14 protein-coding genes are annotated in these 14,832 nt (G+C 63.0%); 9 read left to right on the top strand and 5 right to left on the bottom strand.

Annotation, left to right across the window (positions count from 1 at the left end; translation table 11 throughout):
* Nucleotides 1-62 precede the first annotated feature (62 nt).
* The gene (locus O6760_RS08045; protein ID WP_269584966.1) at nucleotides 63-716 is read right to left on the bottom strand and encodes an SGNH/GDSL hydrolase family protein; all 654 of its coding nucleotides are present in this window, start codon (nucleotides 714-716) and stop codon (nucleotides 63-65) included.
* Between the two features lie 170 nt (nucleotides 717-886).
* Between O6760_RS08045 and O6760_RS08040 the strand changes: the two genes are divergently transcribed.
* From O6760_RS08040 to O6760_RS08005, 8 genes are all read left to right on the top strand, one after another.
* A complete protein-coding gene (locus tag O6760_RS08040) occupies nucleotides 887-2,110 on the top strand; it encodes an aminotransferase class I/II-fold pyridoxal phosphate-dependent enzyme (RefSeq protein WP_269584965.1) in 1,224 nt (407 codons plus the stop codon).
* Nucleotides 2,107-4,857, top strand: coding sequence for an FtsK/SpoIIIE family DNA translocase (locus O6760_RS08035; protein WP_269584964.1), 2,751 nt, complete (start codon nucleotides 2,107-2,109; stop codon nucleotides 4,855-4,857). The genes O6760_RS08040 and O6760_RS08035 overlap by 4 nt, the downstream gene beginning before the upstream one ends.
* A 115-nt stretch (nucleotides 4,858-4,972) precedes the next feature.
* Nucleotides 4,973-5,620 (top strand): outer membrane lipoprotein carrier protein LolA, encoded by a 648-nt coding sequence (locus O6760_RS08030; protein WP_269584963.1) that lies wholly within the window; start codon nucleotides 4,973-4,975, stop codon nucleotides 5,618-5,620.
* An 18-nt stretch (nucleotides 5,621-5,638) separates the two neighbouring features.
* Nucleotides 5,639-6,613 carry an ATP-grasp domain-containing protein gene (locus tag O6760_RS08025; protein WP_269584962.1) on the top strand — a complete coding sequence of 325 codons (975 nt, stop codon included), beginning with the start codon at nucleotides 5,639-5,641 and terminating at the stop codon, nucleotides 6,611-6,613.
* Nucleotides 6,614-6,691: 78 nt separating this feature from the next.
* The gene (locus O6760_RS08020) at nucleotides 6,692-7,681 is read left to right on the top strand and encodes an NADPH:quinone reductase (protein WP_269584961.1); all 990 of its coding nucleotides are present in this window, start codon (nucleotides 6,692-6,694) and stop codon (nucleotides 7,679-7,681) included.
* Between the two features lie 96 nt (nucleotides 7,682-7,777).
* Nucleotides 7,778-8,959 (top strand): beta-ketothiolase BktB, encoded by a 1,182-nt coding sequence (bktB, locus tag O6760_RS08015; protein WP_269584960.1) that lies wholly within the window; start codon nucleotides 7,778-7,780, stop codon nucleotides 8,957-8,959.
* A 227-nt stretch (nucleotides 8,960-9,186) separates the two neighbouring features.
* Nucleotides 9,187-9,804, top strand: coding sequence for a hypothetical protein (locus O6760_RS08010; RefSeq protein WP_269584959.1), 618 nt, complete (start codon nucleotides 9,187-9,189; stop codon nucleotides 9,802-9,804).
* A gap of 235 nt (nucleotides 9,805-10,039) precedes the next feature.
* Nucleotides 10,040-10,816: a hypothetical protein gene (locus O6760_RS08005; RefSeq protein ID WP_269584958.1), complete on the top strand. Its 777-nt coding sequence runs from the start codon at nucleotides 10,040-10,042 to the stop codon at nucleotides 10,814-10,816.
* Nucleotides 10,817-10,890: 74 nt separating this feature from the next.
* Here O6760_RS08005 and O6760_RS08000 read toward each other — a convergent pair whose 3' ends face one another.
* From O6760_RS08000 to yddG, 3 genes are all read right to left on the bottom strand, one after another.
* On the bottom strand, nucleotides 10,891-11,094 hold the full coding sequence (locus O6760_RS08000; protein WP_269584957.1) for a DUF1737 domain-containing protein: 204 nt from the start codon (nucleotides 11,092-11,094) through the stop codon (nucleotides 10,891-10,893).
* A 19-nt stretch (nucleotides 11,095-11,113) separates the two neighbouring features.
* Nucleotides 11,114-11,998 (bottom strand): HpcH/HpaI aldolase/citrate lyase family protein, encoded by an 885-nt coding sequence (locus O6760_RS07995; protein WP_269584956.1) that lies wholly within the window; start codon nucleotides 11,996-11,998, stop codon nucleotides 11,114-11,116.
* Nucleotides 11,999-12,103: 105 nt separating this feature from the next.
* Nucleotides 12,104-13,000, bottom strand: coding sequence for an aromatic amino acid exporter YddG (gene yddG, locus O6760_RS07990; RefSeq protein WP_269584955.1), 897 nt, complete (start codon nucleotides 12,998-13,000; stop codon nucleotides 12,104-12,106).
* Between the two features lie 180 nt (nucleotides 13,001-13,180).
* On the opposite strand from yddG, the gene O6760_RS07985 reads away from it, so the two are divergent.
* Nucleotides 13,181-13,642 carry a GNAT family N-acetyltransferase gene (locus O6760_RS07985; protein ID WP_269584954.1) on the top strand — a complete coding sequence of 154 codons (462 nt, stop codon included), beginning with the start codon at nucleotides 13,181-13,183 and terminating at the stop codon, nucleotides 13,640-13,642.
* A gap of 111 nt (nucleotides 13,643-13,753) precedes the next feature.
* Here O6760_RS07985 and O6760_RS07980 read toward each other — a convergent pair whose 3' ends face one another.
* The gene (locus O6760_RS07980; RefSeq protein WP_269584953.1) at nucleotides 13,754-14,803 is read right to left on the bottom strand and encodes a DUF2125 domain-containing protein; all 1,050 of its coding nucleotides are present in this window, start codon (nucleotides 14,801-14,803) and stop codon (nucleotides 13,754-13,756) included.
* Nucleotides 14,804-14,832 lie beyond the last annotated feature (29 nt).

Raw genomic sequence — 14,832 nt, 5'->3', positions numbered from 1 at the left:
CGGGGAGTTGCCAGGATCGGCGCGGGTACAAGTCTGCCCCCCGAAAAACTGGCTATCAGATCTCAATCAGCCAGCTTGCGCACCTCCACCGCGACGGCCGCGGCCAGTCCGGCCTGCGGTTTGGCGTCGAAATGGATGGCGTCCACCGCGCTTGCCGAAATCACCGTGCCCGTGTCGAAAAAGGCCGCGCCATATTCGGTGGCCTTTTCCCGGTAGCACGCGGCGAGGCGGTGGGATTCGGCAACACTCTGATCGCTGAATTGCGCCACGAAAGGCGTGCCTGCCATGGGGGCGAGCGGCGGCGGTGCCATCAGGAGCACCTTCGGTGCCCGGCCTTCCGCGTCATCCGTCGGACGGCGTGCGAAATCCAGAAGCCGGCCCATGGCGATCGCGATCGTGTCTGCGTTCATGCCGAAACGCGCCTGCAGGTCGTTGGTGCCGAGCATCATGACCAGGACATCGATCGGCATGTGGGTCTTGCGCACGGTTTCCAGGTGCTTGAGCCCGTTCTTGTCGCCCTTGACCGGGTCCTCGAAGACGGTCGTGCGTCCGTTGACGCCTTCCTCGATCACATAGAAATCCGGCCCGAGTTCGCCCTGCAAGAGCCGCGTCCAGCGGATGTCATGGCCGTACCGGGACTTGTCCACCGGGTTGAAGCCCCAGGTCAGGGAATCGCCGAAGCAGACAACGGAGATCGGATCTTTTCTCGCCGGCATGAGAGGCTCTTTGCGGTCAATGACAAGGTGTGAAGGCCGAGATTAGTAAAGTTCACCGGGCGGAACAATTGTCGGAATGTGTTGTCCCCGGCCCGCTTGGTTAATAAGAGATTTACCAAGCAGGCGATAGGGTCGTCGCAAAGTTATGCGTCACGACTGCCGGATCATAGATGATTGCCAGCCCAAAGCCCTATCAGCGCGGTGTCTCCCTGCCGAGCTCCAATCCGTTTCAACGTCTTGCCGATCTCCTGGACGGCGAGACACCGGGTCTCGACCCGATCATCATGACCATTGGCGAGCCGCAACACGCGATTCCGGAGTTTACCGCGGAAGTTCTGACGGAAAACATGGCGGACTTCCGGCGGTATCCGCCCATCAAGGGGTCACCGGAATTCCGGCGGACAGTGGCGACCTGGCTGGACAAGCGCTATGCGCTTGGCGGCACAATCGACCCGGAAGACGGCGTGCTGCCGCTCAACGGCTCCCGTGAAGGCCTGTCCTTTGGTGCGATCGCTGCGCGCGACCAGCTGGACAAGGGCCTGGATCATCCGGCCGTGATCCTGCCCAACCCGTTTTACCAGACCTATGCCGCAGCGGCCCATGTGGCCGACGGCGAGGCGGTTCTGCTCGACGCGGTCGCCGGCAACAACTTTCTGCCGGATCTGGACAGTCTCGATACGGATCTGCTCGACCGCACCGTCGCCTTTTACGTCGCCTCGCCGACCAACCCGGAAGGCTATGTCGCCGACATCGCCTACTGGCAGCGGCTGATCGCCCTGGCACGCAAGCACCGGTTCTTCATCTTCGCGGACGAATGCTATTCGGAGATCTACCGCAAGACCCCGCCTCCGGGCATTCTGGAAGCCGCCGTGCAAATGGGCGAGGGCTTTGCCAAGATCATCGTGCTGAACTCGCTTTCGAAGCGCTCCAATCTGGCGGGCCTCAGATGCGGCTTTGCCGCAGGCGACCCGGATTTCCTGAGAAAATGGGCGAAATTCCGGGGTCTGGCCGCGCCGCAGGTGCCGCTCCCGGCCCAGGCCGTGGCCGTGCGTGCCTACCAGGACGAGGCCCACGTCATTGAAAATCGCCGGCTCTACAACGAAAAATTCGCTGCCGCCGAAGAAATCCTCGGCCCGATCCTGGGTCCGGTGACACCGGAAGCCGGGTTTTTCCTCTGGCTCGATGTCAGCCGTTGGGGCGACGGCATCTCGGTGACCAGGTCCCTTTGGCGCGACGCCGGCCTCAAGGTTCTGCCGGGCAGCTTCCTGGCCTCGGATCAGTCGGACGGCAGCAATCCTGGACGGAACTACATCAGGATCAGCCTGGCGGCACCCCTGGAACAGGCCAGAATCGCCCTCGACCGTTTGGCAAACTGGATGGGAGACACGCAATGAGACGGGCCAGCGCAGTTCGCGGCAACGGCCGCAGGTCTTCGGTCGATCTTCTCGACACCGAAAGCCCGTTCAAGCGCTTCCTCCGGCGCAACCTGGTCGGCGCCGCCGGTCTCGGCATCATTGCCTTCGCCGCGATGCTGGCGGCCGCGCTGGCGACCTGGTCGGTCAGCGACCCGAGCCTCAACCACGCTACCGGAGATCCGGTCCGCAACGCGCTCGGCACGCCCGGCGCGATCCTGGCCGACATCCTGATGCAGACCATCGGTCTGGCCACCGCCGTGTTCCTGGTTCCCCTGGTCCTGTGGGGCTGGCGTCTCCTGACCGGGCATGCGCTTGGCATCGGCCGCAAGCGGCTGTTTTTCTGGCTCGTCGGGTCCGGCCTCGCCGCCGGTGCGCTCGCCGCGCTGCCGGTGCCGGAAAGCTGGCCGTTGCCCACGGGTCTCGGCGGCTTCCTGGGGGACACCGTTCACAGCGTTCCGGCCGTGATCACGGACAACATGACCGGAGGCGCGGCGACCATCGTCGGCGGTCTCGGGCTTGGCGTTCCCGCTGTCCTGTTCCTGCTGGCCGCGGCCGGCTGGCTCGGCGCCGCCGGTGCCCCTGCCCAGCGCATTGAACCCGGCCAGACCCCCACGGGCCACGGCAAGTCGATCGAGGACGAGCTCGACTTCGATGAAGAGGACGGCGAATCGCGACTTGCCATGCTGGCCAGCGCGGCGATGGGCCAGATGGGACACTGGGGCCTGCTTGCCGCCGCCCAGCTGCGCCGCTTGACCGGCCTGCGGCGCACGCGGCCTATGGAGGACGAGGACTGGTCCGAGGACGAGCTTGAAGCGGAATATGAACCCGAGGACGGCGACCAGGGCAGCCGCCTGAAGGCGTTCCGCAGGGCCCTGACCGGCCGGCTGATGCAAGGGGACGACGACGGGCTCGACGAGTTCTACGAGCGAGGCCGCCATCCCGACGACGATCCGGACGATCCGCAAGCCGGCGACCCTTATGCGGAGGAGGGTGACACCTTCGAACCGGATGACCTCCTGATCGACAAGGGACCGGTCTCGGGCCAGCAGGCCATGCCCGTCGGCATCGCCGCACCGGAGCCCGCCAGGGCCGCGCCTCAGCAACCTGCTCCGCAGGCCGGGCGGGTCGTCCCGCAAGCCCCGCGCCCGAAACAGAGCAAGCGTGCGATCGAGGAAGCACAGCCATCCTTCCTGGGAGCAGCGGAAGAATACGAGCTGCCCCCGCTGCGCTTCCTCGCCGAACCGAAGGCCGGCGGCAAGGTGCCGGGCCTGTCGGCCGACGCCCTGGAACAGAATGCCCGCATCCTGGAAGGCGTCCTGGAGGATTTCGGCGTCCGCGGCGAGATCCTCGAGGTCCGCCCCGGCCCCGTCGTCACGCTCTATGAACTGGAACCGGCACCGGGCATCAAGTCCTCGCGTGTCATCGGCCTTGCCGACGACATCGCCCGCTCCATGAGCGCGATCTCCGCCCGCGTCGCCGTCATTCCGGGCAAGAACGCCATCGGCATCGAGCTGCCCAATGCGCGGCGCGAGACCGTCTATCTCCGGGAACTTCTGGCGGCCCAGGACTTCGAGAAATCAAAGTCGAAACTGGCGCTGGCGCTCGGCAAGACCATCAACGGCGAAAGCGTTGTCGCCGATCTCGCCCGCATGCCGCACCTGCTGGTCGCCGGGACCACCGGTTCGGGCAAGTCGGTCTCGATCAACACCATGATCCTGTCGCTGCTCTACCGGCTCACTCCGGATCAGTGCAAGATGATCATGATCGATCCGAAGATGCTGGAACTGTCGATCTATGACGGCATTCCGCATCTCCTCACCCCGGTGGTGACCGATCCGAAAAAGGCCGTCGTCGCGTTGAAGTGGACCGTCCGCGAGATGGAGGACCGCTACAAGAAGATGTCCAAGATGGGCGTCCGCAACATCGACGGCTACAACACCCGCATCAAGCAGGCGCTGGAAAAGAACGAGAGCTTCACCCGCACCGTCCAGACCGGCTTCGACCGTGACACCGGCCAGCCCATCTACGAGGAAGAGGAACTGCCGCTCGAGGCAATGCCGTATATCGTCGTCATCGTCGACGAAATGGCCGACCTGATGATGGTGGCCGGCAAGGACATCGAAGGCGCGATCCAGCGCCTCGCCCAGATGGCCCGTGCCGCCGGCATCCACCTGATCATGGCCACCCAGCGTCCGTCGGTGGATGTCATCACCGGCACGATCAAGGCAAACTTCCCGACCCGGATCTCCTTCCAGGTCACCTCGAAGATCGACAGCCGCACGATCCTGGGTGAAATGGGCGCCGAACAGCTGCTCGGCATGGGCGACATGCTCTATATGGCCGGTGGCGGCCGTATCCAGCGTGTCCACGGTCCGTTCGTTTCAGACGACGAGGTCGAGGACATCGTCAAGCACCTGAAGGTCCAGGGCACGCCGCAATATCTGGAAGCGGTGACCGAAGAGGACGACGAAGGCGACAGCCCGTATGACGGCGGTGGCGGACTGGGCGGCGGCGACGAGGGCAACGACCTTTACGACAAGGCCGTGGCCATCGTCCTGCGCGACAAGAAGGCCTCGACCTCCTATGTCCAGCGGCGCCTGTCGATCGGCTACAACCGCGCCGCCTCGCTGATCGAACGCATGGAGCAGGAAGGGCTGATCAGCCCGGCCAACCACGCCGGCAAGCGGGAAATTCTCGTGCAGAACGGCGTCGAAGAGGAATTTTGATACGTCTTCCGGCAAGTTTTGTGGAATTATGAACAAGGATGCCAAAGCTTTGCCACACACGATCCCTAGCTAAGGGGAACCGTGTGACAGAGAAAACGACTTAGGACATTGCATCATGTTGAAACGCCTCGCCCTTCGTCTGATCAAGCCCGTAGCGGCAGCAGGCCTGGCCGCAGTCCTGTCCCTCTCGGCATTGCTTCCGGCAAGCGCGCTCACCGAGCAGGAACAGAAGACGCTCAAGGATCTGAATTCCTACTTCAACTCGGTGAAGACCATGCATGGCGACTTCATCCAGTTCGGTCCCGACGGGTCCCAGTCGGACGGCAAGTTCTACATGGCCCGGCCGGGCAAGGTGCGATTCTACTACAACAAGCCGTCCGTGCTCGACATCGTCGCCGACGGCAAGTCGGTCTCCGTGCGCGACCGCAAGCTCAACACCCAGGACATCTGGCCGCTGGGGCAGACGCCGCTGCGCTTCCTGCTGTCCGACAGCATCGACCTGCAACGGGACACGAATGTCACCAACGTGCTGGTGGAAGAGGACCTGGTCACGGTCACCATTTTCGACAAGACCAAGTTCAATTCGGGCACGCTGACGCTGATCTTCGATGCCAAGGACTACGCCCTGAAACAATGGACGGTCACCGACCAGCAGGGCTATGACACCTCGGTCGCGGTCTACAATGTCGTGTCCAACGCTCCGACCAATCCCGACCTGTTCAAGATCGACTACCTGGCCAACGCGCGCCAGGACAAGAATTGACGGGCACCGGACAGTTCCGTGACCGGTGACACCACCCCGGGCAGCCGGTCGGTCGTCTGCCAGCTGCTCGAAAGCTACTGCGCCGGCAAGGGTCTCAGCCTGACGACCGGAGATCCGCACGGCCATGCCGGCTATGTTGAAAACCGCTCCGGCCGGCGCTGGTTCTTCAAGGGCACACGGTTCGACCTCAACCCCTATGGTGCCGCCGAAATCGCCAACGACAAGGCCTATGCCTGCCGGTTCCTGAAAGAGGCCGGCATTGCCGTGCCCGCCAGCCATTTCGTGCAGGGCGACGAGGTCCGCACCGGCAAGCGGCCGCCGGAAGACGTGCTCGACTTTGCCGAGGACACCGGCTTCCCGCTCTATGTGAAGCCGAACGAAGGCCAGGAAGGCCGGGGCGTCATGCGGGTCGACACCTATCACACGCTGCAAAGCGCTCTCACGATCCTGGCCAAGAGCCACCCGGCCATGCTGGTCCAGGAAGAGATCCGCGGAACCGACCTCCGGGTCCTCGTGCTTGATGGCGAGGTTCTGTGTGCGTTCGAGCGCCACGCTCCGCAGGTCACAGGCGACGGCACCAGCAGTCTTGCGGAGCTGGTCGACGCGCATCCGGGCATCGACCCCTCGGACGGCCGCATTGATTTCGAACTTTCCCAGCAGGCCCTGATGCTGGAAAGCGTGCCGGAAGCCGGACAGACCGTGGCGCTGTTGCCGGTCTCGAATCTCTCTTCCGGCGGCACGGCCAAGATCATCACCGCCGCACTCACCCCCGACATTCACGCCATGGCCCGCCAGGCGGTTCGTGCGCTTGGCCTGCGATATGCCGGCGTCGACCTGATCGCGCCCTTCGAGCAGCGCCCGGACACCGCCGCCGTGGTGCTGGAGGTCAATGCCGCGCCGGGCCTTTCCAATCTCTACCGCCAGGGCTGGGAAGAAACGGCCGCCGTGAAGCAGATCTACGAGAAGGTGTTTGACGCCACCTTCAGAGCGTGAGCGCTGCCTGCCGCCTTCCCTTCGGGCCCGTCGACCGTTATGCCGGTAGTCCGGTGAGAAAATTCCAGGGAGACAGCCATGCGCGCGATCACCTATGACCGGTTCGGCCCGGCAGGCGAGGTCCTGACACTCGAGGACCTGCCGACACCCGATCCCGCTGCCGGCGAGGTCCTGGTGCGCCTTTCCACCTCCGGGGTCAATCCGTCGGATATACGCGCCCGCGCCGGAGGCCGTCCGGGCGTGACCGAGCCACCCTTTCCCAAGATCATCCCGCACAGCGACGGCGCCGGCGTGATCGAGGCAGTCGGCGAGGGCGTTTCCAGGGCCCGGATCGGCCAACGGGTCTGGATCTGGAACGGACAGTGGCAGCGCGCCTTCGGGACGGCTGCGGAGCATATCGCCGTTCCGGAAATCCAGGCCGTGACACTGCCGGACAGCGTCTCCTTCGAGGAAGGCGCCATCCTCGGCATCCCCGGCCTGACCGCGGTGCATGCGGTGCTCGCCGGTGGACCCGTCGCGGGGAAAACCGTGCTTGTCAGCGGCGGCGCCGGAACCGTCGGCCATCTGGCGATCCAGGTGGCTGCGTCCAGCGGCGCAACGGTGCTTGCGACCGCACGCGGCAGCGCCGGACTGCAGGCGGCCCGCGACGCCGGCGCGGCGCATGTCTTCGATTATACCGCCGACGATCTGGCTGACCAGATCCTGGAAGCCACCGGCGGCAAGCTGGTCGACCGGATCGTCGAGGTCGAATTCGGCCGGAATGCCGAGACCGACACAAAGGTCATTGCCGAGCGCGGCACCATCGCCGCCTATGGTTCGGCCAAGGACATGACCCCGGTGCTGCCGTTCTATCCCTTGATGTTCAAGGCAGCCCACCTCGACCTTGTGCTGGTCTATCTTCTCTCCGAAGCCGAGCGCGCCGCGGCCGTCGGCAACCTGTCGGACCTTCTGGAGAAGAACGCCCTCACATTCCGGATCTCTGATGTCCTGGACCTCGCCGACTGCGCGAAAGCCCATGACATCATCGCCGCCGGGGAGCGTGCAGGCTCGGTCCTGTTGAAGATCTGACGCCCGCATGCTGCAGATGCTCACCGTTTTGCCGACTGGAAGTCGCCGGACAAAAGAGGCAAGGTCGACGGAAGTTGACGTTAAAGGAATGGATTCATGACAGACATCGTGATTGCAAGCGCCGCGCGGACGGCGGTCGGAAGTTTCGGCGGCGCGCTGAAGGACAGCCCGCCCTGTGACCTGGCCACCACGGTCGCCAAGGCCGCGATCGAGCGGGCGGGGATCGAGCCGGGCGTGATCGACCAGGCCTTTTTCGGCAATGTCATCCACACCGAGCCGCGCGACATGTATCTCTCGCGCGTTGCGTCCCGTCAGGCGGGTGTTCCCGATCACGCCCCGGCGCTGACCATGAACCGGCTTTGCGGCAGCGGCCTGCAGGCGATCGTCTCCGCGGTCCAGGCGATCACGCTTGGCGACGGCGAGGTTGCGCTCGCCGGCGGCGCGGAAAACATGAGCCGTGCCGGCTATTCTCTGCCCGGTGCCCGGTTCGGCCAGAAAATGGGCGATGCGCCGATCGTCGACATGATGACCGGCGCCCTGCACGACCCGTTCGGCATCGGCCACATGGGCGTGACGGCGGAAAACGTCGCCGAGGAACACGGCATCTCGCGCGAACGCCAGGACGCCTTTGCGCTGGAAAGCCACCGCCGGGCCAGCGAAGCCATCAAGGCAGGCTTCTTCAAGGACCAGATCGTGCCCCTGACCCTGGGACGACCGGGCCGGGAAACCGTCTTCGACACGGACCAGCATGTCCGTCACGAAGCAAAAATCGAGGACATGGAGAAGCTCCGCCCCGTCTTCAGGAAAGACGGCCGGGTGACGGCCGGCAATGCCTCCGGCCTCAATGACGGCGCCGCCGCGCTGATCCTGATGAGCGCCGACAAGGCAAGGGAACTCGGCGTGACGCCACTCGCAAAGATCCGCTCCTACGGCATCGCCGGTGTCGATCCGGCGGTGATGGGCATCGGTCCGGTTCCGGCCATGCAAATCGCGATGAAGCGGGCCGGCATTGCCGCCGGTGATCTCGATGTGGTGGAATCGAACGAGGCCTTTGCCGCGCAGGCCTGCGCGGTCAACGACCTGCTCGGACTGCCGGAGGAAAAGGTCAACCCGAACGGCGGTGCGGTCGCCCTCGGCCACCCGATCGGCGCCACCGGCGCGATCATCATGACCAAGCTTGTCTACGAACTCAAACGCAGCGGCGGCAGCCTCGGCGCGGCCACCATGTGCATCGGCGGCGGTCAGGGCATCGCGGTGATCGTGGAAAACACCGTCTGAAACACTGGTGTTTCCACTTCCGGAAAAGAAAGTGAACCAATACTTGCGCGGCTGCTTCAATATAACCGTGCAGCTTACGGTAGTACATCTTTAAATAGTCAGGCGTTTTCTATTGCAGGCAAAGGAAAATCGGTGATACTTGGCGCACCATGCCTGAAACCTCGGTGCAAAGGTCCAGATTGTTACAATTCATCCGGCTTGTCGGCCTCCTCGCGGGATGCCTGACAATGGCGGGAACAGCCTTGGCCTATTGTCCGGGACCTGTCGCAATCGTCGAGGACCTCGCGCTGAATGCGGTTGTCGTCCCACAGGTCGAACGCCTCTACCGAAAGCTTGGCTGCGAATTGACGACAGCCCCCTATCCGGGCCGACGTGGCGTCGTTGCCTTCAATGCGCATGACGTCAGCGGGGAACTGTTCCGTCTGCGTCTCGTCGAGGACTCCTACGAAACCGGGTTCGTCCGGTCCGCACAACCGGTGCTGCAGGCCCGCGAAGCGATCTGGATCCAAGGATCCGGGACCTTGAGCGCAACAAGCAAGATCGGTTACGTGATCGGGCGATGGTGGCAGGAAGAATATGCACAAGCCAACGCCGATCAGTTCAACTTCGTCAAATACTCCAGTTCCGCGGATCTCTGGATGGACTATGAGCGCCATCTCCTGGATGGCTTTCTCGCAAGCGACATCCTGGTCGAGACGGAATTGGGCAAAGGCGATATCTCGGAAAAACCGGCCATGGCGCGCCTGATCCGCACGTCAGAGCTCTACCATTACCTCGGTACCGAGTTCTCGGCTTTCATGGCTGACTTTTCGGAGCTTCTTAGGCAGCAATCGCGCGCTCAATAGGCGGCAGATGCACGGTTCGGGCCCTGCATGTGCAACGGCGGCGATCAGGGAATCGCGGTCATCGTGGAGGCTGTGTTAGGCTCAATCCAGCGTCGTGAACTCCATTCGGCAGACCTGGTTGATGGCGCTGAATTTGCTCTTGGGAATGCACAGTTTCTGCAAACCTTCCGCACGGCACCTGCAAACTTGGACGCCAGCATGAATCAAACCTTCATGCCTCATCCGGATTTGTCCATTGCCCCACTTATCAAGCCGTCTCGCTAAGCTCTTTCTTCAGCCTGTTTGCGTCTATCTGTGTCTTTGCGCGAGCGCGTTTGCTCATTCGCCTTACTATACGCAGCAGCTGGAGCTCTCCGGACCCGACGGCGAGAAGCTGTTTCTCAAGATCCTCAATGGAGACGGTGTCGTCGTTGCCGATCCGCAACAGGTTATCATCGTCAACAAAAAGGGCAGGCTTCGCGCCGCAACCCCGACTTCGGTAGCGCTTTTTCTTATTTGCGCGTCAGACAAAAGAATTGAGAGCTGCGTTGTCTACGACACACACAACGGTTTGCTCTATCAACCTCTCCCTCCACGATTCGAAACAGGTGCGGTTGTCGAGAAAGATGGCAAACCGATCAACTATCCAGATTATGAAACAACATTTTTCGGATTCTCGGTCCGAGAAGCCACACCTTGGGAAATCGCAAAGTACGAGTTTTTGAGCATTTGCAGCGAACCTGTGGTCACGTTCTTCACCATCCTCTGGTGGGCTCTTCTGTTCCGGATCAGTCTGCCGTTCGTTTCGGACCTGCGCGGATATTTTTCAGGAACGACATCCGCGCTGGAGTTCGTATCCAAAACAGTCATCAGAGTCTTATCTGTTGCCGTGATGCTGTTTTTGACAATGCTGCTTTGGGTCGTCTCACTTTTTTCCACCTGGTTCGTGGCCTTCTGCTTGGGCTCAGGCTTTCTGCTTGCAATTCTTTCTTACCTTCAGCCGTGTCTGCGAATACCATCGGTTCTCAGGTAAGCTTGGACATGCCTGAACAGACTCGCCGCATTCAAGGCAGAAACACCGGCACTATCCGGCAAGCAATCACGACATCAATATTCGCCGAGCTTCATGTCCCGCGAATAATCCCCAGGGACCTCCTTGGTCACCGCCTGGCCGCAGATGGTGGCGCCGCGGGTGGCATCGTAGGTCAGGGACGGTGAGCCGGCGAGCTGCCAGCCCTTGTTGAGGGCCTGGGTCACCCGGTGGCAGAATTCGCTGTCGTCGACACCGGTGATGAAGCGGTAGAGTTTCATGGAAAGACTCGCTGTGATCTCAGGAACGGGCCGCGATGGCGTCGGCGATGGCGATCACCCGCTTGCCCATCTCCGCATGTAGCCGCTCCACCATCTTGCCGTCCACCTGAATTGCGCCCTTGGACGCGTTTTCCGGCTTGTCGAATTCGGCGTTGATCAGCCGCGCCCAGGCAACCTCGTCCTCGGACGGGCTGAAGGCGGCGTGGCAGGGGCCGATCTGCTTGGGGTGGATCAGCGTCTTGCCGTCCATGCCCATGTCGACGCCCTGCGCGCATTCCGCGGCGAAGCCGTCTTCGTCCTGAAACGCGTTGTAGACGCCGTCCAGGATGTCGATGCCGCCGAACCGGGCCGCGGCAACGCAGGTCATCAGCCAGGGCGTCATCGCCGCGCGGCCGGGCGTGAGGCGCGCACGGGTTTCCTTGGCGAGATCATTGGTGCCCATGACGAAGCAGGACAGCCGCACGGCCGGATCCCTGCCGCAGGCGCCGATGGCACCGGCGTTCAGCATTGCCTCCGGCGTCTCCATCATCGCCCAGAGCTTCACCTTCTCGGAGGCACCCAGAACGGAAAGCTTGTGCGCGACCAGCTGCAAGTCGGCGGGAGAATTGACCTTCGGCACCAGGATCGCGTCCGGACCGGCCTTGACCGCGGCGGCGAGGTCCTGTTCGCCCCAGGGCGTATCGGGCCCGTTGACGCGTATGACCACTTCCCGCTGGCCGTAGCCGCCGGCAGAGACCGCCGCAACAATCTGGTCGCGGGCAAGGTCCTTTGCGTCGGGCGCAACGGCGTCTTCCAGGTCGAGCAGCAGGCAATCCACGTCCAGCGTCTTCGCCTTTTCCAGCGCGCGCTGGTTGGAACCTGGCATGTAGAGTGCGGAACGGCGGGGTCTGAGCTGTGACGTCATGGAACGATCCCTGGAGCTGAAGAGAACGAATTTCCCGACAACCTAGAGGATCGCAGCATGCAGGGGAATTCGCCGAAGGGGGAACGGCCCCGGAAAAGGGTCACATCAGCTCTTGGCCCGTTTCGCCGGAGATCTGAAGATCATGTCCTTGGCAGCGATCACGGCGCCGAGCGTGATTGCAAGACACGCAATGCCGACGGAAAGGGTCAGGGCACCGAAGCCGAACGCGATCAGAAGCAGCGTGGACAGCAGCGGTGCGGAATAGGCGGCCGCGCCCAGGACCTGGATATCCCCGCGCTTGACGCCGATGTCCCAGGTGAAGAAGGCAAGCCCAACCGGAAAGGCCGCCAGGGCCAGGACAGAGGCCCATTGCAGCGGTGCCGCGGGCCAGACCGTTTCCTCAAGCAGGAGATGACAGACGCCGGACAACAGCGCCGTCATCAGGCAAAAGCCTGCCACGGCTTCGGTCGGCACCGCGCCAAGACGGCGCGACAGCACCGAGTAGCTCGACCAGAACAGGCAGGAGGCCACCGCGGCTCCATAGCCGAGCATGGATCCGCCGGCGAACTCGACACCTTCCCCGCCGGTGATCAGCAGGACCGCGCCGGCAAGACCGAGCACGGTGCCGAGAATGTGGTGCAGCCGCAGCTTTTCACCCGGTAACAGGGCGGAAAACAGAACGATCAGCAAGGGCCAGGTGTAGTTGATCAGGTTGGCTTCGACCGGCGGTGCGTTCCGGATTGCGGTGAAATAGAAGAAATGGAAGCCGAACAGCCCGAATGTTCCGAAGGCCCAGACACCGATCGGTTGGCGCAGCAGGCGCGTTTTTCCGGTCACGAGCAGCCACGCCAGGGCCAGAAGGCCGGAAAAGCCGAAACAGAGCGTGTTCAACAGGAAAGGCGGCACGTTGCCTGATCCGGCGCCAAACAGTCCGAGAGTCGCCCACATCAGCACCGCGCTCAGTCCGATTCCCGTTGCCTTGAGCCTGCCTGTTTCCGTCATGTCACCCTTCCGTGTCTTGTCGACATCGCTCATTGCATGAAATGACAAGGGGCGAAAGAGCGAAAGCAGGCGCTGGCGCCGGTCATGACGCAAATCATATTTGATCGTTGTCCTTGAATCCCGATCCTGTTTCAGGACATTGTGTGCCGAACCTCAGTCGATTTTCTTTCCGGGGATTACATGACAACACCGCAGATCAGGGCTCTCGGGCTGGATGATGCCCATCAGCTTGCACCGCTCATCGCCGAAAACGCCCAGGCTCTCAAACGCGGAGCCCCTCGCAGGCCGGACGAGTATTACGCCGAACGCATCCTGGCGGACAAAACCGCCGAGGTGATCGGTGCCGAGAGCGGCGGTGAACTGGTCGGATTCGCCGTCTATTTCGACCTGCCCGAGTTGATCACCGGGCTGCGCATCGGCCAGCTCGACGACATCTATGTGCATCCGGACCACCGCAACAAGGGCATCGGGCGAAAGATGATCGAATCCCTGGTGAGCGAGGGACAAAGACGTGGCTGGCTTCACCTGCGCTGGCTCGTGCCGGGCAAGAACACGCCGGCCGTCGCACTTTATGAAAAAATCGCCGAGCCGGACCACCGCAAGAGCTACGTCATCCCGATCGACCGCATCGCGGGCGACTAGGCTGAACCGGTATCGTAGTCCAGGCGCCCCCCGTGTGCTCCCGGGAAGAAATCCGGTGGCCACACGGGTGCTGACGCACCAGGCGACCCGCAGCCGTCTCGGCTGATCCTCTCAGATACCGGCGGGAAAGAGCGGCGGGATCCGGGCCACGGGCAGGAGACCGACCTGGACAAGGCCACTGGTCACTGTAACCGGGATCTTGATGGACCGGACGCCGTCGACCTCGGTCGCCGCCGCGTCGAGGCTTTTGACAACGCCTTCAAGCAGCGCAAAGGTCTGGTCTCCGGGTGCAAACAGAGGCCGCAGGGACTGCAACAGCGCCTCGGCGTTGCCGACTGTCACTTCAAGCGTCCCGGACACCGTCCCGTCACCCGCAAGGACGAGATCGCCGCTGGCAGCCGCGTTGCTCTGCCCAAGCACCGCCTCCGCAAGCATCAGCCTGACGGGAAGCTCTCCGCCTTGCGCCTGTACCAGCGAGAAAAGATCCGCGCCGGCCAACAGCACCATGCCGCCATCGATCCTGACATGGCCACGCAGCATCAGGGTCTGATCGAGTTCCGGCACGGAGTTCAGCGCAAGTCTGTCGATCGTGACGAACCCCTCGAGCATCCCCTGGGTGTCCGGCGCTTCGCGCAGATGAATTTCGGCCTTGTCGGCAGAAAACCGCCCCGCGGAGATCATGGTCCCGAAGGCAGCCTCCGGCTTGTCGACGACCGCATCCAGCGCCCCCAGGGCACTTTCTGAAAATTTCACGCTGGCCCGGGCGGTTTCCCAGCTGACATCCCCGGTCAGGCCTGTGACCGGCGCCGCCATCGCGGCCGGCGACCGTGCCTCCAGGATCACATGCCAGGGATTGTAGACCAGGGCGACAGCGTTCAGGCCGCCGAGCGAGCCCGTTGTCCCCCTGCGGTCCGCGCTCTGCATGTCGCTGCAGGCGACTTCATAACGGAATGGAAAACCGGCAATACCAAGATCGGCGCATGTCAGGTCGAGGCCCTGTCCCGCCATCCGTTGCATCTGCAGGTCGAGCTGTCCGGCCAGCACGGACCGGCCGTAGAGCCAGGCGGCCGACCAGCCCACGATGACGACCACCAACGCGACGATCAGCAGAATGTAGCCCCGCCTCGAGGGCTTCGGTGGTTTGGGTTCGGTTTCGGACACGGATCAGCGATTCCTTGTAGAGGGTTCCG

This window comes from Roseibium sp. Sym1 (assembly GCF_027359675.1).
In the GTDB taxonomy this organism is placed as follows: domain Bacteria; phylum Pseudomonadota; class Alphaproteobacteria; order Rhizobiales; family Stappiaceae; genus Roseibium.
This window is presented reverse-complemented; position numbering and strand designations above follow the sequence as displayed.